The organism is Corynebacterium timonense (assembly GCF_900105305.1).
Taxonomy (GTDB): Bacteria; Actinomycetota; Actinomycetes; order Mycobacteriales; family Mycobacteriaceae; genus Corynebacterium; species Corynebacterium timonense.
Window position 1 is genome coordinate 2,340,172 of sequence record NZ_LT629765.1, and the last position, 22,762, is coordinate 2,362,933.

Annotated in this window: 22 protein-coding genes and 2 pseudogenes; 11 read left to right on the top strand and 13 right to left on the bottom strand. The window is 66.5% G+C overall.

Features of this window, described 5'->3' with window-relative positions:
* Positions 1–508: 508 nt before the first annotated feature.
* The 6 genes and pseudogenes from BLT81_RS11120 to BLT81_RS12965 form a co-directional block, all read right to left on the bottom strand.
* Entirely contained in the window at positions 509–730 is a 222-nt protein-coding gene (locus BLT81_RS11120; protein ID WP_081582889.1) for a hypothetical protein, read from the bottom strand.
* Positions 731–741: 11 nt separating this feature from the next.
* Positions 742–1,305, bottom strand: a complete 564-nt coding sequence (locus tag BLT81_RS12815; RefSeq protein WP_155860784.1) for a hypothetical protein — start codon at positions 1,303–1,305, stop codon at positions 742–744.
* A 346-nt stretch (positions 1,306–1,651) separates the two neighbouring features.
* Positions 1,652–1,873, bottom strand: a complete 222-nt coding sequence (locus BLT81_RS11125) for a hypothetical protein (protein ID WP_040420953.1) — start codon at positions 1,871–1,873, stop codon at positions 1,652–1,654.
* Positions 1,874–1,891: 18 nt separating this feature from the next.
* Positions 1,892–2,059 (bottom strand): annotated as a pseudogene (locus BLT81_RS11130) (transposase); the annotation flags it as partial.
* A 26-nt stretch (positions 2,060–2,085) separates the two neighbouring features.
* A complete protein-coding gene (locus BLT81_RS11135; protein WP_081582855.1) occupies positions 2,086–2,421 on the bottom strand; it encodes a DUF6968 family protein in 336 nt (111 codons plus the stop codon).
* A gap of 399 nt (positions 2,422–2,820) precedes the next feature.
* Positions 2,821–3,466, bottom strand: a pseudogene (locus BLT81_RS12965) (helix-turn-helix domain-containing protein); the annotation flags it as partial.
* A 193-nt stretch (positions 3,467–3,659) separates the two neighbouring features.
* On the opposite strand from BLT81_RS12965, the gene BLT81_RS11145 reads away from it, so the two are divergent.
* Entirely contained in the window at positions 3,660–3,941 is a 282-nt protein-coding gene (locus BLT81_RS11145) for a hypothetical protein (RefSeq protein WP_019193512.1), read from the top strand.
* On the opposite strand, the gene BLT81_RS11150 is transcribed toward BLT81_RS11145, so the two are convergent.
* Entirely contained in the window at positions 3,938–5,059 is a 1,122-nt protein-coding gene (locus BLT81_RS11150) for a glycerol dehydrogenase (protein ID WP_019193511.1), read from the bottom strand. The genes BLT81_RS11145 and BLT81_RS11150 overlap by 4 nt on opposite strands.
* A 97-nt stretch (positions 5,060–5,156) precedes the next feature.
* On the opposite strand from BLT81_RS11150, the gene BLT81_RS11155 reads away from it, so the two are divergent.
* From BLT81_RS11155 to BLT81_RS11165, 3 genes are all read left to right on the top strand, one after another.
* Entirely contained in the window at positions 5,157–6,848 is a 1,692-nt protein-coding gene (locus tag BLT81_RS11155; protein WP_019193510.1) for a dihydroxyacetone kinase family protein, read from the top strand.
* Entirely contained in the window at positions 6,841–9,669 is a 2,829-nt protein-coding gene (leuS, locus tag BLT81_RS11160; RefSeq protein ID WP_019193509.1) for a leucine--tRNA ligase, read from the top strand. Before BLT81_RS11155 ends, leuS begins: the two co-directional genes overlap by 8 nt.
* Before the next feature lie 104 nt (positions 9,670–9,773).
* Positions 9,774–10,742 (top strand): hypothetical protein, encoded by a 969-nt coding sequence (locus tag BLT81_RS11165; RefSeq protein ID WP_019193508.1) that lies wholly within the window; start codon positions 9,774–9,776, stop codon positions 10,740–10,742.
* Between the two features lie 7 nt (positions 10,743–10,749).
* Here the strand turns inward: BLT81_RS11165 and BLT81_RS11170 are convergent, their stop codons facing one another.
* Entirely contained in the window at positions 10,750–11,727 is a 978-nt protein-coding gene (locus BLT81_RS11170; protein ID WP_019193507.1) for an acrylyl-CoA reductase family protein, read from the bottom strand.
* Positions 11,728–11,780: 53 nt separating this feature from the next.
* Between BLT81_RS11170 and BLT81_RS11175 the strand changes: the two genes are divergently transcribed.
* Genes BLT81_RS11175 through BLT81_RS11185 form a run of 3 tightly spaced genes read left to right on the top strand, consistent with a single transcriptional unit; the run spans position 11,781 to position 12,912 of the window.
* Positions 11,781–12,245: a VanZ family protein gene (locus BLT81_RS11175; RefSeq protein WP_172812400.1), complete on the top strand. Its 465-nt coding sequence runs from the start codon at positions 11,781–11,783 to the stop codon at positions 12,243–12,245.
* 20 nt (positions 12,246–12,265) lie between these two features.
* Positions 12,266–12,634: a YidH family protein gene (locus BLT81_RS11180; protein ID WP_019193505.1), complete on the top strand. Its 369-nt coding sequence runs from the start codon at positions 12,266–12,268 to the stop codon at positions 12,632–12,634.
* Positions 12,635–12,636: 2 nt separating this feature from the next.
* A complete protein-coding gene (locus BLT81_RS11185) occupies positions 12,637–12,912 on the top strand; it encodes a DUF202 domain-containing protein (RefSeq protein WP_019193504.1) in 276 nt (91 codons plus the stop codon).
* A gap of 11 nt (positions 12,913–12,923) precedes the next feature.
* Here BLT81_RS11185 and BLT81_RS11190 read toward each other — a convergent pair whose 3' ends face one another.
* Positions 12,924–14,213 carry an IS1096 element passenger TnpR family protein gene (locus tag BLT81_RS11190; protein WP_019193503.1) on the bottom strand — a complete coding sequence of 430 codons (1,290 nt, stop codon included), beginning with the start codon at positions 14,211–14,213 and terminating at the stop codon, positions 12,924–12,926.
* A gap of 73 nt (positions 14,214–14,286) precedes the next feature.
* On the opposite strand from BLT81_RS11190, the gene BLT81_RS11195 reads away from it, so the two are divergent.
* A complete protein-coding gene (locus BLT81_RS11195; RefSeq protein WP_019193502.1) occupies positions 14,287–15,474 on the top strand; it encodes a multidrug effflux MFS transporter in 1,188 nt (395 codons plus the stop codon).
* Between the two features lie 740 nt (positions 15,475–16,214).
* Here the strand turns inward: BLT81_RS11195 and BLT81_RS11205 are convergent.
* Genes BLT81_RS11205 through BLT81_RS11215 form a run of 3 tightly spaced genes read right to left on the bottom strand, consistent with a single transcriptional unit; the run spans position 16,215 to position 18,831 of the window.
* Positions 16,215–17,111, bottom strand: coding sequence for a ribokinase (locus BLT81_RS11205; protein WP_019193501.1), 897 nt, complete (start codon positions 17,109–17,111; stop codon positions 16,215–16,217).
* A 10-nt stretch (positions 17,112–17,121) separates the two neighbouring features.
* Complete coding sequence (locus BLT81_RS11210) at positions 17,122–17,721, bottom strand: response regulator (protein ID WP_019193500.1); 600 nt, start codon at positions 17,719–17,721, stop codon at positions 17,122–17,124.
* Positions 17,722–18,831 carry a sensor histidine kinase gene (locus BLT81_RS11215; protein WP_019193499.1) on the bottom strand — a complete coding sequence of 370 codons (1,110 nt, stop codon included), beginning with the start codon at positions 18,829–18,831 and terminating at the stop codon, positions 17,722–17,724.
* A 142-nt stretch (positions 18,832–18,973) separates the two neighbouring features.
* On the opposite strand from BLT81_RS11215, the gene BLT81_RS13440 reads away from it, so the two are divergent.
* From BLT81_RS13440 to BLT81_RS11230, 3 genes are all read left to right on the top strand, one after another.
* Positions 18,974–19,180, top strand: a complete 207-nt coding sequence (locus tag BLT81_RS13440) for a transposase (protein ID WP_172812401.1) — start codon at positions 18,974–18,976, stop codon at positions 19,178–19,180.
* 752 nt (positions 19,181–19,932) lie between these two features.
* Entirely contained in the window at positions 19,933–20,904 is a 972-nt protein-coding gene (locus BLT81_RS11225; RefSeq protein ID WP_019193498.1) for an ABC transporter permease, read from the top strand.
* Complete coding sequence (locus tag BLT81_RS11230) at positions 20,905–21,564, top strand: ABC transporter ATP-binding protein (protein WP_019193497.1); 660 nt, start codon at positions 20,905–20,907, stop codon at positions 21,562–21,564.
* Here BLT81_RS11230 and BLT81_RS11235 read toward each other — a convergent pair.
* The gene (locus BLT81_RS11235; protein ID WP_019193496.1) at positions 21,561–22,724 is read right to left on the bottom strand and encodes an LLM class flavin-dependent oxidoreductase; all 1,164 of its coding nucleotides are present in this window, start codon (positions 22,722–22,724) and stop codon (positions 21,561–21,563) included. The two genes, BLT81_RS11230 and BLT81_RS11235, sit on opposite strands and share 4 nt — an antisense overlap.
* Positions 22,725–22,762 lie beyond the last annotated feature (38 nt).

Below are 22,762 nucleotides of genomic sequence, written 5' to 3' on the forward strand. Positions count from 1 at the left end.
GGTACATTGTGGGCGCGCCTCATTTTTCCGGGATGCCGCCTGGCACGTCTGGGACGAGGGCGACGAGCGCAGCCGGTACATCCCCGAAAATGACGCTTCTGGCGGCGACGAGCCGGCCCCTGAGCGGGTTGTTGGACTACGACCCAGTCGGAGAATAATGGAAATCAAGGCGCACAACTAGGAAAAAACTGGGGCACTTCACCTCTCGCAACGTAAGTGGAGGCCGCCGGGAATAGTAGAGATAGTCCTGAAACCGATAATGGGCCTTTGGGGTTCGACAACGTGGTACGCGCTCCCCAATGCACGAGCGCGCTGCTGATTACTAGTTAGTTACTAGTTATGAGCTGACTTTCCAACGTCGACGCCTTTATCTTTTCTCTTCCAGATATCTATGAGAGCGTGGCCCGCTCGATCTGGAGTCGGGCCCTGACAACAAGCCCTCAAACATCACCAAGATCCGAAACCAGATACACCACTACCCGGGACTTGACCGCATAGAATCACGATCCTATGCTTCAGATTTCTTTTTGGCGATCAGGAACCACACGGCTCCCACAAAAAGCGCCGCAATCGTAAACCCAATGCCGATATCTTTTGTTTTCTCTAACGCCACGCTGGCGTAGCTACCGTCAGAGAACAGTGGTGCCACGATCAGGCAGTAAGCCCATATTCCAGCGATGACACAGACAAATGATGTAGCGACTGTTTTCGGGTTACGGAAATTAGACATCTTCGCCCTCACTAACACACAGAATCAAAGTTAATATTGTCTTCCGCCCATGTTGCGCCGAGCCCGCATGCTCCCCCTGCAACGCCTCCAGTCGCAGCGCCAAGCGCTCCACATACTCCAGCGGCACCTATGCGGTACGTCCACTTACCTACTGTGGCTTTGGTGCATGCATCACGGGTTGAAGGCCCTGTTTCAGCGAGAATAAGCATGTCTTCGTATTGAGCAAAACGTGCGGATAGCTCGTTACCGTCAGCGTCATAGATTTGTGGCGCGGTAAATGAACCTACGACATCGCCGTCTTTATTGACCAAATCAGCGGTTTGGCCATCAGCGCTGATCTCGATTCTGTCGCCAGGTTGCAGCTCTATATGCCGACCTTGGACACCCGGCTGTTCAACAGGCGAGGTTGATCGAGTCAGGCCATCAGCGCCTTGCAGGATGAAGGAATCATCTCCTACCTGGCTTCCCGCATGGGCTCCCTCTTGCGCGACCGTTGGCGTAGCTGGCGCAAGCGCTAGCCCCACCCCCACCAGAGCGGCCCCTGCTACTCTTCCGAAAGCTCTCTTGCAGATCATCTTTCCTCCAATCCTTGGGTTTACGTTCATCTTCCATGCTTGTGCAAACAGCGGTTGCACTTCAACCTCAGCAGTACGGTGTTACCCGATAGTTATCCGGTTTGCGCACGACCGTCATATAAGAAAACTGTTGAACAATACCTCTTGGCGCTGCCGCTCATTGGTGAGCTTGCGTGGCGCTCCCATCGCCTCATCGGCTTCCCGGTCTAGATCATCGTGCGTCTTGCTTGAAGAGGCCCGTGCGCGCGGCACTAACCCCGAAGCAGGCGAGGAAGTTCGCCTAGAAGCTGTGGGCGTGTTTCTTCTCGATGGCTCTTAGGTGGTGTCTGTTCACGAGTCGAGGCGTTCACGCCAGTGGAGTTTGAAGGGGCAAATCCACGGTGGTGGCGTATCTTCCTGTCGATAAAACAAGCAGCATGACGGCGTCAGGAGCCATCACGCGCTTGGCGTTGGCGCGGGCTCCTACACCGCCCTCCTGAGTCGATTCACCGACGTCAATGACGGCGGGTGTCATTGACGTCGTGGACTGTTCCAGGCTGGTGAGCGGCATGCAGGTTTTCTGGTGCATCTTTCTTACTCGGGCTTACTCGGGCTGTCCGGCGACGACCGCCCCGTTAACCCTGACGACGGCGTCACGGTCGGGGAAGGCCCCGACGAGGTCGGGGCGGCGCCTGATCTCCCGGTTGCGCCTTTCGGCGGGGTTGTTTGACCACGCCTTCGTCCGCGCTGTCTTTGGCACATTCCTAAACGCCAAAGATACCGAAGCAAGCGCTGGAGACTCTAAGCTATAGGAGCTTGCACAGACGCCGACCAAAGATCAGGCTCGATAGGTGGCGCAGTCCTGAGAAGTTGTAGATATTCGCTTCCCAGGAACAACAGTTCTTGCTGCTCAGCAGCAATACGATCGCCAATCGCCGATAATGCGAACATCATCGATTGCATTGAATCGACTCCACCCGAACTCAGGTGTACATCGCCGTCTTCCAAGCCTTTTATAGACCACTTCGTAAACCAGTCGTGCCCCTCTAGGACAGGGGCACTAACAAGGATCTCAATGCTGCTTCCATCAAGTTTTTGAAGAACGCGTTGAAGCACTGAGGTTTCGATAAAAGCCATGAGAGCTCTTCCTAGCGCAAGCGGCCAGCATACGTAGCAGCAGGTGCTGCCCAGCAAAGCGCACGGCCTGCTGGATGTGGAACCACTCGACACTTTCGGGAAAGACCTTCATACAACGTCTCGCAATTTTCCTTATGGCCATCGTGACCATAAGGAATCACGTTTGGATGAGCAACCAGCGAAATGTGTGAAACGGGCGCAGCGCCTGCTGTGTGCATTCCGACGAAGGGAGTTGCGGCGCTGGTTGCGCAAATGGTGAGAACACGCAGTTTGTGTCCCATGGCAGGGAAGCCTCCAAAAATAGGTTGAGTGGATACCTGCATCGTTAGCCGATCGCAGCAATTCCCGCTACCGGAGCAGCATGGTTTGACGGAGTTCCCCTTCTCAGGGGCATCACCGGTTACCCGTCATCACCCGTGTGACCTCGACGCCGTGGCCGGAAAAGAACTGTAAGGCGCGCCGCATAAACCCGGCCGCGGTGTGCTTCTTCGTATCGGTCAGGATCTCCGAATACACCGTCCGTGAGTAGTCATCCACGGCGTGATGCAGGTAGGAATATACCCGCCCCGCGGGCGCGGCCCGCCCGGCGATCCTGTGCAGAGCCACGCCCGTGTACACGCCAGCCGCCACCGTCGGGGATGCGGCCGAGCTTTTTAATGTCGACATGGATCATGCCCCCGGCCTGGCTGTGTTCGTAGCGCACTGGTGGTGCTGTGCGCACAGCAAGCCCTGTTGCCTGGTCGATGCAGGCTAGTTTCGGCATGGTGTAGCGCGCCAGCACCCGACGGACCGTGGACCGGGGAATTCCGAGGTGGTAGCTAATACGGTGTGGGCCCCACTGGCGAGTCAACCGCAGTGTGATGATGCGGCGCTGGGTGCGCACCGGCGGCTGGTGCGGGCAGCTGCGGGGCTGGCTGGAGCGGTCGGTGAGAGCCTCGCCATTGCGGGCGCGTGTGACCCACAGGTTGACCGTGGCCGCCGAAATCTGCAGCCGCTCGGCCACCCGGCGCTGGGAGTAGCCGTCGACGAGAACCACATCGACGATCTTCTACCTACCGGCCGGGGTCAAAGGTGCGTTACGGTGTGCCATGGAAGCCCTCGGGATCGGTGTTCGTGGGGATACCTCCACCACTACCGGGGGCTCCCCCTTTTCGTTCACAACCTCCCACGGAAGTACAGCTAGGTGTTCATGCTCCAGCGGGAGCCCGCCGCCTCACAATCTCCGTATTGTGGTCCGCATGAGCGAACGCAACGACCACGACGACACGATCCCGGAAACGGTGCGCCTCACGGTGACGGGCGACAGCGCCCGCCAGGCCGCCCTGGAATGGCTCGAAGACCTGCCCGCCGACCCCCTGGGTACCCGTGGGCGCGACGGGTGGATGGTCAAGGAAATCGCCACCACCCAGGACACCGTCGTGCTCGACATCAGGAGCGCCGACAGGCTCGACGAGGCGACGACGGAAGCCGTCGACGTCCTCGAAGCCCTGGGGTGTGACGTGCAGTGGGAGCGTGTTTAGCGCTCTCGGAACGAACGCGCGTAGCGGTCCGCAGCGCGGATCGCCTGCACGACGTCGGTGGGCGTGTACTCGCCCGGCAGCTGCTTGAGCGTTTCGTCGCTGGAGCAGGCGAGCTCGGCGATCTTGTACAGGTCCTCGTCCGTCGCGTCCTCGAGGTGCATCTCCTCGAGCGTCGTGGGCAGGCCCACGGACTGGAGGAAACCGAAGTAGCGGTCCGCTTCCTCCTTCGGCGCAGCCGTGAGCATCAGCTGGACGCCGATGCCGAAGGACACCTTTTCGCCGTGCGACATCGAGTGGACCTCACCGTCGAGCGCGGTGAAGCCGTTGTGGATCGCGTGGATCGCCGCGAGGCCGCCGTTTTCGAAGCCCAGGCCCGACAGGAGGGTGTTCGCCTCGCAGATGGCCTCGAGGGCCGGGGAAACGATGTGCTCCTCCGCGTCCTTCAGCGCCTGGTGGGCGTAGGCGAAGAGGGTTTCTTCGCACTTTTCGGCCAAAGCCAGCCCGGCGAGCGTGGGGCGGGAGGCGTCGTCCATGCGTCGGCCGTTTGCCTGGTGCACGGCCCGTGCCTCGACGAGGGTGGCGAGCGCGTCGCCGAGACCAGAGCGCAGCGTATTCACGGGCGCGTTGGCGATCACGCGCGTGTCCACGGCAACGAGGTCGGGGTTGCGGTCGTAAAAGAGGTAGGAGTCGAAGACCCCGTCGTCGGTGTAGATGACGGAGACGCGCGCGGTCGGCGCGTCGGCGGAGACGGCGGTGGGGAAGATGGCAACGGGCGCGTCGAGCTTGTCCGCTACCCCGCGGGCGGTGTCGATGGTCTTGCCGCCGCCGAGGCCGATGATGACGTCGCTGTCGCCAGATCGGGCCTTGTCGGCGATGCGCTCGATCTCGTTGAGGGAGGCCTCTCCGCCGAAAACCTCGTGCGTGGCTTCCATGCCGTCGTTACGCAGGCTCTCCTGCAGCTGCTTGCCCGCGATGTCCCATACGACCTCGTCGGCGATGATCAGCGGTGCCGTGCCAAGAGGCTTGAGGTAGTGGGCGGCGCGGTCGATCAGGTCGATGCCTTGGACGTAGCGGGAGGGGCCGGTGTAGGTCTTATCGCGGGTGTATGCCTCGGTCATGAGTATTCCTTTCCTATGGTGAATGAACTGGGGTTTTGCCCCGTGGCGTCCATGCTAGGCCGGCATCGGGCGCCGCGGTGTGGGCTAGTCTTGGCGCATGGCTGACAACGCACCCATCATCCGTTCCTTCCGCAACGACCCACACGATTTTTCCGCCCAAGCGTTCGGGGGCACGGTCGCCGCCCACCCCGATGCCGAGTGGGACACGTCCGGCTTTATCCGCCAGGCCTCGCCGGTGGTGACCGGCGACGGTGAGCCCGCCGTCGCCGTGATCTCCGGCGGCGGCTCGGGACACGAGCCGATGCACGCCGGGTTCGTCGGGCCTGGGATGCTCGCCGCTGCCTGCCCCGGCCACCTGTTCACCTCCCCCAACGCGGTGCAGATCTCGGAGGCGACGAAGTGGGCAGACCAGGGGCGCGGGGTGCTCCACGTGGTGAAGAACTACACGGGTGACGTCATGAACTTCTCCGTGGCGCGCAACATGAACCCCGACGTGGAGACGGCGTTCGTGGTGGTCAAGGAGGACATTGCCACTGAGGCCGGGGAGAAGTCGGGGCCGGGTCGGCGGGGAACCGCGGCGACCATCCTCGTCGAAAAGGTGGCCGGGGCCGCCGCACGGCGCGGCGACGACCTCGAGGCGGTCCGTGACATCGCGCAGTGGGTGGCCGACAACTCCCGGAGCATGGCGGTCGCGCTCGCGCCGGGCCACCTGCCCACGTCGGGCCGGGACACGTTCGACCTCGGCGAAGGCGACATGGAAGTCGGCGTGGGCATCCACGGCGAGCGTGGCGTCGCCCGGGTCGACGTCGCCCCGGCGCGCGACATTGTCACGGCGATCCTGCCTGGCATCGTGCACGCGTTGGGCCTGACGGAGGGCGACGAGGTCGCTTGCGTCATCAACGGCCTCGGCGGGACCACGCTGCTCGAGATCCACCTGGTGTTCGGCGAGGTGCTGTCGTGGCTTCGCGAGCGCGGCATCACGGTGCGTCGCAGCCTCACCGGCACCTTCGTCACCTCGGTGAACATGCACGGCGTCTCCGTCACGCTCACCCGCCTGACGGACGAGGTCGCCGAGCTTCTCGACGCCCCGACGACCGCCCCGGCCTGGCCCCGCGCCCTCGGCGGCGAGGCCGAGTACCGCCCGGCGGAGACGTCGTTCGACGACACGCTGCCCACGGAAGGGGAGGAAAACGGCTGGCTGACGGAGTTCGTGCGGCGCGCGCAGGAGGGCTCGGACGACCTGACGGAGCTGGACCGCCTCGCCGGTGACGGCGACTTTGGGGAGAACGTGGACGCGGCGTTCGGGGACATTGCCCTGCCCCTGCGCGGCAGCGACAGCGACGTCCTCGACGGCCTCGCCCACCGTTTCTTGGTCCGCTCCGGCGGCACCTCGGGCGCGGTGTTCGGCACCCTGTTCACCGAGCTCGCAAGGGCGTGCGACGGTGAGATGACCACGGGCGCCCTGGCGGCGGGCCTTAAGGCAGCGTACGAGGCGATTCGCGAGCTCGGCGGCGCGGAGCTCGGCGACAAGACCATGATCGACGCGCTCTACCCAGCGGCGCAGGCCGTCGCCGAGCGCGACAGCTCCGCCGACTTCGGCGAGACGCTCGCGGTGGCACTCGAGGCGGCGGCAGAGGGGGTGGACAGCACCCGCGAGCTGTCGGCGAAGAAGGGGCGCGCCTCCTACCTCGGAGAGAGCGCGAAGGATGTGCCCGATCCGGGCGCGATCCTCATCACCTGGCTGTTCGGAGATACCGACTACCCCACTACACTGTCTAACCATGACTAACGCGACCGAGGGGCCGGCGTTTCGCTACACGGCGCGCCTGGCAAACGAGATTGAGCAGAAGTGGCAGCGCTACTGGGTGGACAACGGCACGTTCAACGCGCCGAACCCGGTGGGCGACCTCGCGACGGGCACGCAGCTGCCCGAGGACAAGCTCAATGTCCAAGACATGTTCCCCTACCCCTCGGGCGCGGGCCTGCACGTGGGGCACCCGCTGGGCTACATCGCCACCGACGTCTACGCCCGCTACAACCGCATGCTGGGCAAGAACGTGCTGCACACCCTCGGCTACGACGCCTTCGGCCTGCCGGCGGAGCAGTACGCCATCCAGACGGGCACGCACCCGCGCACGACGACGGAGGCGAACATCGCCAACATGACCCGCCAGCTCGACGCGCTGGGGTTGGGCCATGACCGCCGCCGGTCCGTGGCCACGACGGACCCGGAGTTCTACCGCTGGACGCAGTGGATCTTCCTGCAGATTTACAACGCCTGGTTCGATGAGGAGCAGCAGAGGGCCCGCCCCATCGAGGACCTCGTGCGCGAGCTCATGACGGGCGAGCGCACCTGCAAGGACGGCCGCGCCTTCCGCGACCTGAGCACGGAGGAGAAGTACGCGGCGATCGACGAGTTCCGCCTCGTCTACCTCTCGGAGTCGATGGTGAACTGGTGCCCGGGCCTGGGCACGGTGCTCGCGAACGAGGAGGTCACCGCCGACGGCCGCTCGGAGCGCGGGAACTTCCCGGTCTTCCGCAAGCGCCTGCGCCAGTGGATGATGCGCATCACCGCCTACTCGGACCGCCTCCTCGACGACCTCGAGCTTCTCGACTGGCCGGAGAAGGTCAAGTCCATGCAGCGCAACTGGATCGGCCGCTCCCGCGGCGCGCAGGTCGCCTTCGCCTCGGAGGCGGGCGACATCGAGGTCTTTACCACCCGCCCCGACACGCTCTTCGGCGCCAGCTACGTCGTCCTCGCGCCCGAGCACGAGCTCGTTGGCGTGCTGACGGCCGATGCGTACCCCGAGGGCGTCGATACGCGGTGGACGAATGACGCCGCAACCCCGGCGGAGGCTGTCGCCTCCTACAAGCGCGCCATCGCGGCGAAGTCGGACGTGGAGCGCCAGGAAAATAAGGAAAAGACGGGTGTATTCCTCGGCTCCTACGCCACGAATCCCGTCAGCGGCGAGCAGGTGCCCATCTTCATCGCGGACTACGTGCTCACCGGCTACGGCACGGGCGCCATCATGGCGGTGCCGGCGCACGACGAGCGCGACCACGAGTTCGCGACCGTTTTTGGCCTTCCCATCGTGGAGGTGCTCGAAGGCGGCGACGTCTCCCAGGAGGCGTTCACGGGCGACGGCCCCCACGTCAACTCCGCGAACTCCGCGGGCCTGGACCTGGACGGCCTGGGCAAGGAAGACGCGATCGCACGGACGATCGCGTGGCTGGAAGACAACGGCTCGGGCACCGAGAAAATCCAGTACAAGCTGCGCGATTGGCTCTTCGCCCGCCAGCGCTACTGGGGTGAGCCCTTCCCCATCGTCTACGACGAAAACGGCCAGGCGCACTCCCTGCCGGAGGACATGCTGCCGGTGGAGCTGCCGGAGGTGGAGGACTACAAGCCCGTCTCCTTCGACCCGGACGATGCCGACTCCGAGCCCTCTCCCCCGCTGGCGAAGGCCACCGACTGGGTGGAGGTGGAGCTCGACCTGGGCCACGGTACGCAGACGTACTGGCGCGACACCAATGTGATGCCGCAGTGGGCGGGGTCCTCCTGGTATCAGCTGCGCTACATTGACCCGACGAACGCGGACGAGTTCTGCAACATCGAGAACGAGCGCTACTGGACGGGCCCGCGCGGCGAGAACGACCCGGGCGGCGTGGACCTCTACGTCGGCGGCGTCGAGCACGCCGTGCTGCACCTGCTCTACGCCCGTTTCTGGCACAAGGTGCTCTACGACCTGGGCTTTGTCACCTCGCGCGAGCCGTATCGGCGCCTCTACAACCAGGGCTACATCCAGGCCTACGCTTACACCGACGCCCGCGGCGTGTACGTGCCCGCCGCCGAGGTGGAGGAGAAGGACGGCAGGTTCTACCACCACGGCGAGGAGGTCACGCAGGAGTACGGCAAGATGGGCAAGTCCCTGAAGAACGCCGTCGCCCCGGACGAGATCGCCCGCGACTTCGGCGCGGATACCCTGCGCGTCTACGAGATGTCGATGGGCCCGCTGGACACCTCCCGCCCGTGGGCCACGAAGGACGTCGTCGGCGCGCACCGCTTCCTGCAGCGCCTGTGGCGCCTCGTCGTCGACGAGGAGACCGGCGAGCTGCGCGTGGACGAGGCCGCGCTGACCGACGAGGACGCGAAGCAGCTGCACCGCACCATCGCCGGCGTGCGCGAGGACTACGAGAACCTGCGCGACAACACCGTGGTGGCCAAGCTCATCGAGTACGTCAACCACCTCACCAAGGCGTACTCGGGCGCGGTGCCGCGGGCCGCGGTCGAGCCGCTCGTGCAGATGGTCTCCCCGCTCGCCCCGCACATTGCGGAGGAGCTGTGGTCCACGCTCGGCCACGCCGACACGGTCACCTTCGAGCCCTTCCCCACCTTCGACGAGTCGCTGCTCGTTGACGAGACCGTGGAGGTCCCCGTGCAGATCAACGGCAAGGTCCGCGCCCGCATCCAGGTCGCGCCCGACGCCACCCCGCAGGAGATGGAGGCCGCCGCGCGTGGCGACGCCCGCGTCGCCGAGCTCACCGAGGGCAAGAACGTGGTCAAGGTCATCGCCGTGCCGGGACGCATGGTCAACTTGGTGGTGAAGTAGCACCGCCACAGTCTGATAAATTTTTAGCCGCCCGGGCCGGGGCGCTGCTAGCCTCGCGTGTGTACCTATTGTTTCGAAACCACGTGATGGAAAAGGTGTGACGCATGAGCAACAGCGACAACTACGGCTCGGGGAGTTATGACCCCAACAGCTACGGCGACAGCTTTGGCGACAGCTATGGCGACAGCTACGGCAACTACAGCCCCGACCCCTTCAACGTCAACGCGCCCCGCGGTGCGCTGAGCCTCCACGGCACCAGGATCGTCGACGGCGCGTACGGCGACGGCGATCAGCTCCACCCGATCAACGACCCGGAGGCCAACGGCTGGGTGCACCGCCGCGGCACCGGCAAGATGAACCCCTTCGAGGCGTGGGCCTTCGGCTTCAAGGCGACCTTTGCCAATTGGCAGCTGTGGATCAGCGTGGGCCTCATCTTCTTCCTGGTCTTGGTCGTCGTGGGGTTCTTCGTCCCGCTGGCGGGTAACCTGCTCTCCTTCGCCACGCTGTTCTTCTACCCGGTGCTGTTCTCCCTGGCGCTGATGAACACCCTGGCCGCCAAGTGGAAGTTCGATGGCTTGCGCGCGCCTCACTACGGGCCTTCTCTGGGCATGCTTTTCGTGGTGATCGTGATCTCGACTCTCGTCAGCCTTCTCCTGCTCCTCCTCGCCAGCGCGCTGTTTGGTGAGGAGTTCGTCCGGGGCGTGAACATGGTGGACTTCAACTCGCTGGAGCAGGGAGAGCTCGCTGGCGTGACAGAGATACTCGGCGCTATGGGCAAGATGCTCGCTGTCGTGGTCCTAGGCATGTTCCTGGTCTCCCCGTTCCTGATCTTCCCGATGCTCTACGCAGCAGATAACGCCGCCGATTTCGGCACCTGCTTCAAGGAGGGCCTCGCGGCCGGCGCCCGCAACTACGGGTGGGGCCTGCTGTTCGTGCTCATCGGTGGCGTTCTCGGCGTCCTCGGCACGCTCCTGCTGGGCTTGGGCTTGATCATCGTGCTGCCCGCCTCCTTCCTGGCCAACGCCTACGCGTACCGCCAGGTCTCCGGCGGGCCGGTTCCCTACCCCGCCTAAACCGGGGCTAGATCTCGACGACCGTGCGGCCGTGCCCCGTGCCCGCGAGGAGCTCACGGCCGACGTCGATCGCCCCCTCCACAGAGACGGTGCGCACGCTCAGCTTGTCCACGTCCAACGACTCCGCTAGGAGATCCCACGCGACCTTCCGCAGCGCAACCGGCGTGTCCACCGAGTTCACGCCGATGAGCTGCACGCCCCGCAGGATGAACGGCACGACGCTGGCGGGCAGATCGACGCCGGCGGCCCGGCCGCAGGCGGTGACCACGCCGCCCCACGTCACCTGGGAGACAGCGTTGGCCAGCGGCACCCCGCCAAGGGCGTCGACCACGGCGCCGTAGCGCGCCTTCTGCAGGGGCTTGCCGGGCTCGGAGAGCTCCGCTCGGTCCACCACCTCGCTCGCGCCGAGGGAGCGCAGCCAGTCGCCGTGCTCGGCGACGCGGCCGGTGAGGGCGTGGACGGTGAAGCCGCGGTCGGACAGGAGCTGCACGGCGATGGAGCCGACGCCGCCGGTCGCGCCGGTGACGAGGACGGGGCCGCGCTCGGCGGCCTCGAGGGTGTCCAGGGGGTACAGGGCGCGCTCGAGGGCCGCCACGGACAGAGCTGCGGTGTAGCCGGCGGTGCCGATGGCGGCGGCGGTGGGGGCGTCGAAACGCGAGGGCACCCGGGTGATACGGGAGGCGTCGATACGCAGCTGGGGGGTGTACCCGCCGTGGCGGTGCTCCCCGATGCCGAAGCCGTTGACGGTGACGAGGGTGCCCTCGGGAAGCGAGGGCGAGGAGACGACCCGGCCGACGGCATCGATGCCGGGGACGGTCGGCAGGGTGCGCAGGACCGCGCGGTTGCCGTCGAGTGCCATCGCGTCCTTGTAATTGACGGAGGAGTGGCTGACCTCAATGAGCGTGTCGCCCTCGCCCGCGTGCTCGGGGGCCGTGTCGATGGTCTCGGGGCCGTTGTCGGTAACAATCAAAGTGCGCTGTGTCATGAGCGCCAGGGTACGCGCGAATGCGGCCGCCGCGTGCGTATAAGCTCGGCCCGGTGCGAAACACGATTCCGGCGTGGGTCCTCGTGCTCGCCGCGGTCTTCTGCATCACGGTGGGCAAGGCATACGTCGACGGGCCGCTGTGGAATGCCAGCGTCCAATCGCTGCGCGAGATCCGGCTCATCCCGCTACAGGAGTTCTACCAGCCGACGGTGTGGTACGGCCCGTGGCTGAACTTCCTCGGCAACGTCGCGCTCTTCGTCCCCGTCGGCCTCCTCGCGCGGCGGCGCGCCGTCCCCGTCGGCGTCGGCCTGAGCGTGGCCATCGAGCTGACCCAGTTCGCCACCGCGACCGGCTACACCGACATCGACGACCTCATCTTCAATACCCTCGGAGCCGCCCTCGGCGGGTGGCTGGCCGGGCGGCTTACCCGGCGCAGCTACCGCGCGGCGGTGGCGGCGTGCGTCGCCGGCTCGCTGGCCGTCGTGGCGGCCTTCGCCGGGCTGTGGCTGGTGCAGTAAGGAAGTTAGAATGGGCCACCATGACGCAGCAGCCGCGCGGGTGGTTCACCCGCCAGGTCTTCCCTGACGGGGACGAGCCCGACCCGCGCTTTACCCTCGCCAACGAACGCACCTTCCTCGCGTGGACCCGCACCGCCCTCGCCTTCCTCGCCGGCGGCATCGCGCTCGAGGCGATCGGGCTGCCGGGCCTAGCGGAGGGGCCGCGCTCCGTGGCGGCCGCGCTGCTCGTGCTCACCTCGATGGCGATCTCCCTCGGCGCTGCCGTGCGCTGGGTGCGCATCGAGCGGGCGCTACGGCACTCCCGCCCCCTGCCCGCCCCGGCGATCGCGCCGCTGCTCGGCGTCGGCATCGTCGTCGCCGGCCTGGCCTTGTTCGTGGGGGTGCTGTAGGGGTGCGCGAAACGCAGCCGGAGCGCACCACCCTGTCGTGGACGCGCACCGCGCTGGCCACGATGGTGGTCTCCATGGTGTTGCTGCGCTGGTCCGAGGCCTACCCCGCGCTGGTCACACCGGCGATCCTCGTCATCGTCGCGTTCGGGGCAGGCCTCATGGTGTCGAACGGGACGCGCTACAGCGTCCAGCCGCGCGCGGGGGCGGTCGCGCTGACCACGCTCATGATGCTCCTGTTCGGGGCGGTTGGGCTGGTGCTGGTGCTAATCAGCGACTGATCAGCGACTGATCAGTCGGTGATCATGTGCGCGAGGAAGTTCTGCCCGCTGGGGGTCAGCGCAATACCGCTGGGCTCCAGCACGCCGAGGGCCACCATGAGCTCCCGGGCGGCGTCGGTGTCCCGCGGCACCAGCTCGGGTTCCTCGCCGAGGCCGTAGACGTCGACAAGCCAGGCGATGATCTTTCGCCACTCGTCCGTGCCCACGGCGCGCTCGAACCCGGAGCGCAGCTCGTTGTTCATCGTGCACACACTGTACGGGTCGTCCAGGAATGACTCGCCGCGCGGTGTCGCCTCGAGCCAGCCGCCCGACTCCCGCAGCAGGCCGCCTTCCACCATCGCGCGGCGGATCGTGCGCACCGAGGGCATCGAGCTCTCGCGCGGACGGGGCGAGAACAGATCAACGCCGAGCTCGACGGCGATGCGCGACACGTGGGCCGGGGGCAGTGCGCCTGTCGACGTCAACTTAATCCGCTGCCCCGGCTGCGCCAGCACCTCCCACAGGAACACGCACAGCGACTCGCGCACCTCGTCCTCCTCGAACGGCTCCCCGCCCAGCGTCTCCTCGAAGAACTGCGACATCGCCGCGATCAGCGCCGGGTTGCGCTCCGGGTTGGGGTCCATCGCGAGGATGTCGCGCAGGTCGGGGCGCGTATCCAGGAACTGCTCGAACTCCTCCGCGAACTGGGGCGTGTTCGGGTCGTCTCCGATCATGTCGGCGGCGTCGAGGAAGAGGTCCTCGGCGACGTAGCTGATCCGCTCGGCCACCGTCACCGGGTCGGCCTGCGCGAGGCGCTGCAGCAGGCGGTCCGGGCTCATCACCGGCAGGAAGCTCAGCAGCAGCGGGGCGACGTCCATCTCGGGGGTCAGGCCCGCGGTGATGCGGCGCGCCTCGGCGTGGAAGCGGGTCATCATCGCCGGGCCGTTGCACGCTTCGACTACGTCGGGCCCGAGGGCGTCGATAAGCAGCGGCGTGGGGCCGTCAAGGTGCGAGCTGCCCAGCACCTCGACGGTGATGTTCCAATTGGCGCTGGGGTCGTAGACGTAGGTCATCTCCTTGATGTCGGCGACCCGCACCTCCTCCTCCGCGCGCTCGCCCGGCCCCGGCGTCGCGGACAGCACCTCCCGGCCCGCGCCGCGGCGTTCCGGGCCCATGTAGAGGTGGCTGGCCGCGCCCGAGAAGCCGAACGCGGCGTCAATGACTTGCGAAAGCTCGCCCAAGTTCATCGAATCATCAACGTTGACCAGCCGAGACATCAAAGGCTCGGACTTTTCGACGGTCACAAGAAGCGAGACGATCATAACTTAAACAATAGTGTCTGGGCCCCGCCCGCGCGTCTTGCGTTGCAACGACCGCCGGGCTACACATGAACAAATGACTTCTCTGACGGGTGGGCTCCTTGTCGCCCTCGCTGTGCTCACGGCTACGGGCCCGCTCGGAATCGACATGTACCTGCCGGGCCTACCCGCCCTCGCCGAGGACCTGAACACCACGCCCGCAATGGCGCAACTGACCATCACCGGCTTCATGGTCGGCATGGCCGCCGGCAACCTCCTCTTCGGAGCCATCTCCGACTCCACCGGCCGCAAACCGCCGATCCTCATCGGCTCCGCCGCCTTTTTCGTCGCGTCCGTGGGGTGCGCGCTGGCTCCCACGATCGAGGCGCTCATCGCCGGGCGCGTCGCCCAGGGCCTCGCCGGCGGCGCGGCCATGGTCGTCGCGCGCGCCATCATCCCGGACGTCGCCCACGGCAGGCAGGCCGCGCGCGCGTTTTCCGGCCTCATGGCCATTACCGGCTTCGCGCCTGCGATCGCCCCCGTCCTCGGCAGCCTCCTGCTTCCCGCCTTCGGCTGGCGCGGAGTCTTCTGGACGCTCGCCGCCGTCAACGCCGCCCAGTTCCTCCTCGCCGCCCTCGTCATCCCCGAGACGCTGCCCGCTTCTCGACGCTCCAACAGCGCCCTCCGCGGCCTCTTCCCCCGCATCGGCCGCTGCCTGCAGCGCCCCACCTTCATCGGCTACATGCTCGCCTCCAGCCTCGGCTTCGGCTCGTTGTTTTCCTACATCGCCGCCTCCCCCCTCGTCCTGCAAAACCAACTCGGCGCCTCGCCCTCCGTCTACGCCCTCCTCTTCGGATCGATGGCCCTGCTCCTGCCCGTCTCCAACGCGCTGAACATGCGGGCGGTCACCAACGTCCACCCGGGCGTCCTCCTGCGCGCCGCGCTCACGATCAACCTCGCCACCGGCGCCGTGCTCTTCGCCCTGTCGCACTTCACCCCCACGCTGCCCATCGTGGTACCCGTCCTGGCCGTCCTCTCGCTGACCTCCGGGTTCGTCATGGCCAACGCCACAGCCCTCGGCGTGGAAACCGTCCGCGACGTCGGCGCCGGTGCCGGCTCCGGAACGATGGGCTTCGTGCAGTTCCTCGTCTCCGCCACCGTCGCGCCACTCGTCGCCACAGGAGCAAACCACCTCCAGACCGTGTCTATCTCCGTCATGGCGTGCGCCGGGGTCGCGCTTGTCGCGCTCCTGGTGCTGGCGCCGCGCGTGCGGGAGAGGGGCTGAGGGCGCTGGCGCGGGGCTGGCTTGCGTTGAGGTCGACTAGGCGGGGTGTGCTGGTCGACGTCAGCGAAATCTCGCGCGTAAAACCCCAGGTGGCGTGAGCGTGGAATGTGTTGAGGTCGACTAGGCGGGGTGTGCTGGTCGACCTCAGCGAAAACCTGGGCGTAAAATCCCAGGTCGCGAGAGGTTGGAATGCGTTGAGGTCGACTAGGCGGGGTGTGCTGGTCGACCTCAACGAAATCTTGCGCGTAAAACCCCAGGTGGCGAAACCCCGAAATACCTTGAGGTCGACTAGGCCGGGCGCCCTGGTCGACCTCAGCGAAATCCCGCGCGTAAAACCCCAGGTGGCGGAACCCCGAAATACCTTGAGGTCGACTAGCCTGTCGCCCTGGTCGACCTCAGCGAGATCCCGCGTGCAAAACCCCAGGTGGCGAAACCCCGAAATACCTTGAGGTCGACTAGCCCCAGCGCCCTGGTCGACCTCAACGAAATCCCGCGCGTAAAACCCCAGGTGGCGAAACCCCGGAACACCTTGAGGTCGACTAGCCCCAGCGCCCTGGTCGACCTCAGCGAAATCCCGCGCGCAAAACCCCAGGTGGCGAAACCCCGCAACACCTTGAGGTCGACTAGCGCCAAAAACCTGGTCGACCTCAGCGAAAACCCACACGCAAAACCCCAGGTCGCCTAACCCCGCAACACCTTGAGGTCGACGAGGCCGGGAGACCTCAACGGCCCGCAATACCCTATTCCGGCAGCGCGTCCCCCGCGTGTGGGTAGGAGGTCTGAGCGCCACGCCGGGTGGCGGCGAACGCGCCGACCCGCCCGGCGAAGCGGGCGGCGGGGACGAGTTCGTCGCCGGCGGCGAGACGGTGCACGAGCGCGCCGACGAAGGCGTCGCCGGCGCCGGTGGAGTCGACGGATTCGACGATGGCCGGCGGGATGGCCACCACCTGGTTGCCCTCAGCGACGACGGCGCCGCGCGCCCCGCGGGTGACCACGACTGACGCGAAGCCCAGCTCGATGAGCCGGGCAGCCATGCGCTCTTCCGATTCGGCGGGGGCCGCGCCGAACATCGTCAGCACGAGGCCCGCCTCGTGCTCGTTGACCACCAGCGGGTCGGCGCGCAGCAGGTCGTCGCGGTCCACGGGGACCACCGGGGCGAGGTTGACCACGACGCGACCGGTGGCGGCGCGCACCGCGGCGGAAAAGCCGGAGGCGGGGATCTCGCCCTGCAGCAGCACGATGTCGGCGGCGGCGATGGGGTCGGCGGAGGCGGTGACGCGGGCGTCGTCAAGCGAGGCGTTCGCGCCGGGCACGACGATGATGGTGTTCTCCCCGTCGTCGGACACGGTGATCACGGCCAGGCCGGTCGCGCCGGGTTCGGCGGTGACGGCGCTGAGGTCCACGCCGGCCGCGCGTAGGTGCTCGAGCGCGGTGTCCGCGTAGGCGTCGGAGCCGACGGCGCCGACCATGCGCACGTCGGAGCCGAGGCGGGCGGCCGCGACTGCTTGGTTGGCGCCTTTGCCTCCGGCTGAGACTCCCCCGTCGGCGCCGATGAGGGTTTCACCGGGCAGCGGGTGGCGCTCGACGAGCACGAACAGGTCTGCGTTGATGGAGCCGACGACGGCGATGGCGCTCATGGGGTCCACGTTAGATGATGCGCCGCTCGCGGGCCTTATCGACGGCCGCCGTCCTGTTGTCCACACCGAGCTTGCTGTAGATGTGGATCAGGTGCGTCTTCACGGTCGCCTCCGAGATGAACAGCCGGGCGGCGATCTCCCGGTTGGACGCACCGGTCTGCAACGCCTGGAGGATCTCGATCTCGCGGGAGGACAGCGCCTCGTCGGGGCGCATGACGCGTTCCGCGAGAACGCCCGCGACCTGGGGCGACAGGACGCGCTCGCGGCGAGAGGCGGACACGACGGCGTCGTGAAGCTCCTGCTCTGGGGCGTCCTTGAGCAGGTAGCCGAGCGCGCCCGCCTCGACGGCGGCGACGACGTCGGCCTGCGTGTCGTAGGTGGTGAGGATGAGCACTGGCGGCCCGCTCGCGGCGACGAGGCGGCGCGTGACCTCGATGCCGTCCGCGCCGGGCATCTGGATGTCGGTGACCACGACGTCGACCCCATCCGGCACCTCCACGTCCCCGGAGGCGCCCTCGGCGACGACCTCGATGTCGCCGAAGGAATCGAGCACGGCGCGCAGGCCGGCGCGGACGACGGGGTGGTCGTCGATGAGCATGACGCGGATCATCTAACGCTCCTTCAGCGGGATCGTTGCGGCGAGCACGTTGCCCTCCACGGTCAGTTCGCCGCCGGCCTCCTCCACGCGCGCCCGCAGGCCTGTCAGGCCGAAGCCCTCGGGCCCGGTGATGCCGCGCCCGTTGTCGAAGACGTCGACGGTGACAACGTCACCCAGCATATCCACGGTGACCACGGCCTCGGTGGCGTTGGCGTGCTGCACCACGTTGCTCAAACCTTCGCGCACGACGCGCTCGCTTATCGACGCCCCCGGCTCCCCCACATCCACAGCGTTGACGCGCACGTCAAGCGGCGCCCCGAGCGCCCGCTGGCGCTCCTCCGCGGCCCGCGCCAGCCTCCCGATGCGCTGCGGCAGCGGCTCGCGCGGGCCCGCGTTGACGGCGACGAAGCGGCGCGCCTCCGCGAGGTTGTCCGCGGCCGTCCGGCGGATGGTGTCGAGGGTGCGCCGCGCGTCGTCGTCCGTGATCTGCTTATCCAGCGCGCGGCCGAGCAAGACGATGGAGCTCAACCCCTGCGCCATCGTGTCGTGCACCTCGCGCGACAGGCGCGCGCGCTCTTGGTTGACGCCCGCCTCGTGCTCCGCGGCGGCGAGCTCCAGCTGGGCAGCCTGGAGCTCGTGCACGAGCTCCTTGTAGTGCTCCACCTCGGCACGCAAGGCCTTGTAGGACAGGACGATGAGGATGGCCAGAAGGGTGCCGATGGTTGGGCCGATCACTCCCCCGGCGCCACTCATTGGGTAGGTGATCGAGACCGTGAACGCGAGGACCGCCGCCGACACGAGAACGCCGACCGCGCGGGGCAGAAGATAGATAGCGAGGATGACCAGGGGGAACTCCAGCCACACGAAGGCCGGGGAGGCCAGAGCCAGCGCCACCCACAGCGCGCACACCACCGCCAGCCAGGCCCAGGAGGCGGGTTTGGTGTACGGGCGGTTCTCCTTGTGCCACACCGTGCCCGCCAGGTACACCACAAAGAAGACGCCGGCGAGGACCACCAGCCAGGGCGAGCGCCATGCGGTGGCCAGCCCCACCACGAGCAGAACCGCGACGAGCACGTGCAGGCTCACGCGGAGGAAGACGAGGATGCGGCTGGTGTGGGTCATAGTTTCCCAACGTAGCCGGGTTATGCCGTGGGGTGCGTGGCGCCTACCAAGGCCCGCGCCCATGCAAGAACGAGCGAGTTACCGTCGTTTGGTGGACACCTGGTGTGTACGGATTGTGTGTCCGTAGGAGAGGGCGTTCATTGTGAGTCAATCGCGGAAGAAGTTCACACCCGAGTACGGGCGTGAGGCTGCGAAGCTCGTGATCGAGTTGGATCTCCCAATCGCGCATGTAGCCGGGGAAATTGGTGTCCGCCCAGCCCTTTTGGGCACGTGGGTCAAAAACGAACGCGAGCGACGAGGCTCATCCGACGGGATTGGAGTGGGCGGGTCTAGCCATCCCGTTCGTTGACTCACCCATCGTCCGAGCAGACGGTCATAATCTTCCTTTTGGTCATCGATAATGGCTCAGAGTAGGAAACATCATTTTTCCACCGGGGGTTAGCACATGTCGCGAGCGGTTTTCGCAACTAAGCGAATGGCGCCCAAGAGCCGCGCCTGACCCTATGCCCAAAGCCTGAAAGCTGATCGACCGCAAAAATGGATATCGTGAATACAGTCAGGATCACTGTTTTAGATTCTCCGTGCAGCACGAAAGAGAGAATCGCCAGACACGTCAGCGCGACAAGAAAACTTATCAATACGGACAGTATTGTCGTGTTTCTTTCTGGTCTGAGTTTGGTCATCGTCTTCCCTCTAGCAGTGTCTGTGCCAGTCAGCGTTATCGTCGGCAATGGCAGCTCCTATTCCACACGGGGCCGCGAAAGGTCCTGTCAGTCCGCAGTAGAAACCCGTCACGGTGGTGTATGCGGCAATTCCGACGTATCCTTTCTAACACTTATCGCCAGCCTTCTATGCGTCGGGGCGCGAATCTCACTCTCGAAAAGCGACCAGGGAAATTAGCAGCCTCGTAGGCTTATCGTCGTTGATCGCGAGCTATGGCCTTTCCTCTCGTCTGATCGGAAAGCTTGACGTTGTCATGTGGTGTCTTCTCGCGCCCTTTTTTCGGAATCGTAGACGGCGCGCTCATCAACCAATCGGTTGATCCCAGGTTCAACCTCCCGCCCGATGTGTCAAGGCCCTGCTCAGGCCCACAATTGGGGCATGTTCGTAGGAATCAGAGAAATCGCGTCCGCCAAGGGCCGCTTCAGCCTGATCGTGGGTGTCGTCGGGCTGATCACTCTGCTCGTCGTGATGCTGACGGGTCTGACCGCAGGCCTGGGTAAGCAAAACACGTCCGCGCTCGAGGCGCTCAACCCCGCCTCGGTGACATTCGCGGATATGGAGGAGCCCTCGTACACGACTTCGCGCGTCGAGGAGCGCCCCGGGTCCGTCGCGCTGGGCACGGGCCAGACGCTCATGCAGCGCGCCGACGGCTCCGAGGAGTCCGTCGCCGTCCTCGGCCTTCCCGAGGGCACGACGCTTCCCGACGGCCAAATTCTCGGCGCCGAGGCCATCGCCTCGAACGGCCTTCACCTCGCGGAGGGGGAGACGGTGCAGCTAGGTGGGGCGTCGATTAGCGTGGGCTCGCTGAGCGAGGACCTCTACTACTCGCACTCACCCGTCCTGTGGGTGCCCACCGCGACGTGGCAGGAGGCGATGCACACAGACGCCGACGGAACGGTGCTGCTCAACAGCGACGACGACGGCATGATGCTCCCCCAGTCCTTCATGGCGCTTCCGGCGTACGGCTCGGAGCAGGGCTCCTTGCTCATGATCCAGGGCTTCCTCTACGCCATCGCCGCGCTGGTCACGGTCGCCTTCCTGACCGTGTGGACCATTCAGCGCACCCGCGACCTGGCCATCTTGAAGGCCATTGGCGCGTCGAACTCCTACCTGCGCAAGGACGCCCTCGGCCAGGCCGGACTGATCCTCGCGGCCGGCGTCGTTGCCGGAACGGCCATCGCGTACGGGCTCGGCCAGGCGGCGGCGAACGTTGTCCCCTTCGAGCTCAGCGTGGTCTCCATCGTCGGCCCGCCGCTGGCCCTGTGGGCCCTCGGCATGGTCGGCGCGTGGCTGGCCACCCGTTCCATCACGAAAATTGAACCGCAGCTCGCACTCGGAGGTATCGCCTAAATGCTCACCATGAACAACGTCACCGTCACCTTCCAGGACGGCCGGGAGCGCCTCACCGCCTTGGACTCCATCTCCTTTGAAGCCAACCCCGGCCACCTCACCTTCATCGTCGGCGAGTCGGGCTCCGGCAAGTCCACCCTGCTCTTGGTGGCGGCCGGGCTGCTCACCCCCGACGCGGGCGAGGTGCTCGTGGGCGGCGCCCCGGTCAGCGACGCGGTGCGCCTGGAGAAGATCGGCATGATTTTCCAGCAGGCCAACCTCATCGGGGCGCTCAACGTGCGCGACCAGCTGCTGGTCACCGACCATATCCGCGGGATCACTCCCCGCCGGGAGCGCGCCGACGAGCTGCTCGCCGCCGTCGGCCTCGAGGGCCTTGGCGGCAGGAAAATGCAGCAGCTTTCGGGCGGGCAGCGCCAGCGCGTCGGCATCGCCCGTGCGCTCATGGGCGAGCCCTCGCTCATTCTTGCCGACGAGCCCACCGCCGCCCTCGACAGCGAGCGCAGCCACGAGATCGTGTCCCTGCTGCGCACGCTCGTCACCGAGCGCGGCATCGCCTGCGCCTTTGTCACCCACGACCGTTCCCTCATCTCACACGCCGACGAGGTCGTCGAGGTCAAGGACGGCCGCGTGCGCGAGGCGGCGCCGGCGCGGGTTGGCTAGTCGACGGCAGCGACCGGCCGCTCCGGCCGGGCAGCGGGGGCGTCGTGGTTGGCCACCGCCACGCCGCGGCGCAGCAGCTCGGGGATGAGGCCCTCGCCCACGTGGTACGTCTCCTCCAGGTTGGGGTAGCCGGAGAGGATGAAGTGCTCGAAGCCCGCGCCGGCGTACTCCTGGACCAGGTCGGCGACCTCGCTGTGCGAGCCCACCAGCGCGGTGCCGGCGCCGCCGCGCACAAGGCCGACCCCAGACCACAGGTTGGGGTAGATCTCGAAGTCGCGCTCCGAGGCGCCCGCGGTGAAGGCGCTGCCTCGGCCGTGCAGCTCCGCCATGCGGCGCTGCCCCTCGGAGGCGGAGCGCGCCAGCCCCGCCTGGGCCTTCGCCACCTGCTCCGGGGAGATGTCAGCGAGGAGGGTACGGGCCACCCCCCACGCTTCTTCGGAGGTGCCGCGCGTGATGATGTGTAAGCGGATACCGGAGGAGACGCGGCGCGCGCGTTCGGCGGCGAGCGTGCTGATCCACTCGATCTTCTTCTGCGCCTGAGCCGGAGGCTCGCCCCAGGTGAGGTAGATGTCCGCGAAGCGGGAGGCAACATCGCCGGCGGGTGCGGAGGAGCCACCGAACATCACCGTCGGCGCTACCTCCGGCGGGCGCGGCAAGCTGGCGTTCTCGACGCGCAGGTGCTCGCCGTCGAGGGACACTGTCTCGCCGCGCCACAGGGAGGTAACAATGTCGAGGAACTCCGCGCAGCGGGCGTAGCGCTGCTCCTTGGTCAGGAAATCGCCGTAGGCGCGCTGCTCGGAGTCTTCGCCGCCGGTGACGACGTTGATGAGGAGGCGGTTGCGGGACAGCTTCTGAAAGGTGGTCGCCATCTGCGCCGAGAGGGTGGGGCCGATCTGGCCGGGGCGCAGCGCGATGAGGAACTTGAGGCGCTCTGTGGCGTCGATAAGCGATGCCCCCGCGAGCCACGCATCCTCGCACTCGCGGCCGGTGGGGATCAGCATGGATTCAAAGCCGTTCTGCTCCGCGGCGAGCGCGGTTTGCGTCAGGTAGCTGAGGCTGAGTGGGCGGGGGGTGCCGGAGGCGGCGGCGCCGTGGCCGCCGCCGACGATCGTGCGGGCGTCACCTGCGGTGGGAAGGAACCAGTGGAATGTGAGAGCCATGCGCCTTACCTAAGCAGACAGAACTGTCCAACCTCAAC

What these genes read in the sequence shown, in the direction of transcription:
- BLT81_RS11120 (WP_081582889.1), bottom strand. Translation starts at nt 730, where the DNA reads ATGTCTAATTTCCGTAACCCGAAAACAGTCGCTACATCATTTGTCTGT.
- BLT81_RS12815 (WP_155860784.1), bottom strand. Translation starts at nt 1,305, where the DNA reads ATGATCTGCAAGAGAGCTTTCGGAAGAGTAGCAGGGGCCGCTCTGGTG.
- BLT81_RS11125 (WP_040420953.1), bottom strand. Translation starts at nt 1,873, where the DNA reads ATGCACCAGAAAACCTGCATGCCGCTCACCAGCCTGGAACAGTCCACG.
- BLT81_RS11135 (WP_081582855.1), bottom strand. Translation starts at nt 2,421, where the DNA reads ATGGCTTTTATCGAAACCTCAGTGCTTCAACGCGTTCTTCAAAAACTT.
- BLT81_RS11145 (WP_019193512.1), top strand. Translation starts at nt 3,660, where the DNA reads ATGAGCGAACGCAACGACCACGACGACACGATCCCGGAAACGGTGCGC.
- BLT81_RS11150 (WP_019193511.1), bottom strand. Translation starts at nt 5,059, where the DNA reads ATGACCGAGGCATACACCCGCGATAAGACCTACACCGGCCCCTCCCGC.
- BLT81_RS11155 (WP_019193510.1), top strand. Translation starts at nt 5,157, where the DNA reads ATGGCTGACAACGCACCCATCATCCGTTCCTTCCGCAACGACCCACAC.
- leuS (WP_019193509.1), top strand. Translation starts at nt 6,841, where the DNA reads ATGACTAACGCGACCGAGGGGCCGGCGTTTCGCTACACGGCGCGCCTG.
- BLT81_RS11165 (WP_019193508.1), top strand. Translation starts at nt 9,774, where the DNA reads ATGAGCAACAGCGACAACTACGGCTCGGGGAGTTATGACCCCAACAGC.
- BLT81_RS11170 (WP_019193507.1), bottom strand. Translation starts at nt 11,727, where the DNA reads ATGACACAGCGCACTTTGATTGTTACCGACAACGGCCCCGAGACCATC.
- BLT81_RS11180 (WP_019193505.1), top strand. Translation starts at nt 12,266, where the DNA reads ATGACGCAGCAGCCGCGCGGGTGGTTCACCCGCCAGGTCTTCCCTGAC.
- BLT81_RS11190 (WP_019193503.1), bottom strand. Translation starts at nt 14,213, where the DNA reads ATGATCGTCTCGCTTCTTGTGACCGTCGAAAAGTCCGAGCCTTTGATG.
- BLT81_RS11195 (WP_019193502.1), top strand. Translation starts at nt 14,287, where the DNA reads ATGACTTCTCTGACGGGTGGGCTCCTTGTCGCCCTCGCTGTGCTCACG.
- BLT81_RS11205 (WP_019193501.1), bottom strand. Translation starts at nt 17,111, where the DNA reads ATGAGCGCCATCGCCGTCGTCGGCTCCATCAACGCAGACCTGTTCGTG.
- BLT81_RS11210 (WP_019193500.1), bottom strand. Translation starts at nt 17,721, where the DNA reads ATGATCCGCGTCATGCTCATCGACGACCACCCCGTCGTCCGCGCCGGC.
- BLT81_RS11215 (WP_019193499.1), bottom strand. Translation starts at nt 18,831, where the DNA reads ATGACCCACACCAGCCGCATCCTCGTCTTCCTCCGCGTGAGCCTGCAC.
- BLT81_RS11225 (WP_019193498.1), top strand. Translation starts at nt 19,933, where the DNA reads ATGTTCGTAGGAATCAGAGAAATCGCGTCCGCCAAGGGCCGCTTCAGC.
- BLT81_RS11230 (WP_019193497.1), top strand. Translation starts at nt 20,905, where the DNA reads ATGCTCACCATGAACAACGTCACCGTCACCTTCCAGGACGGCCGGGAG.
- BLT81_RS11235 (WP_019193496.1), bottom strand. Translation starts at nt 22,724, where the DNA reads ATGGCTCTCACATTCCACTGGTTCCTTCCCACCGCAGGTGACGCCCGC.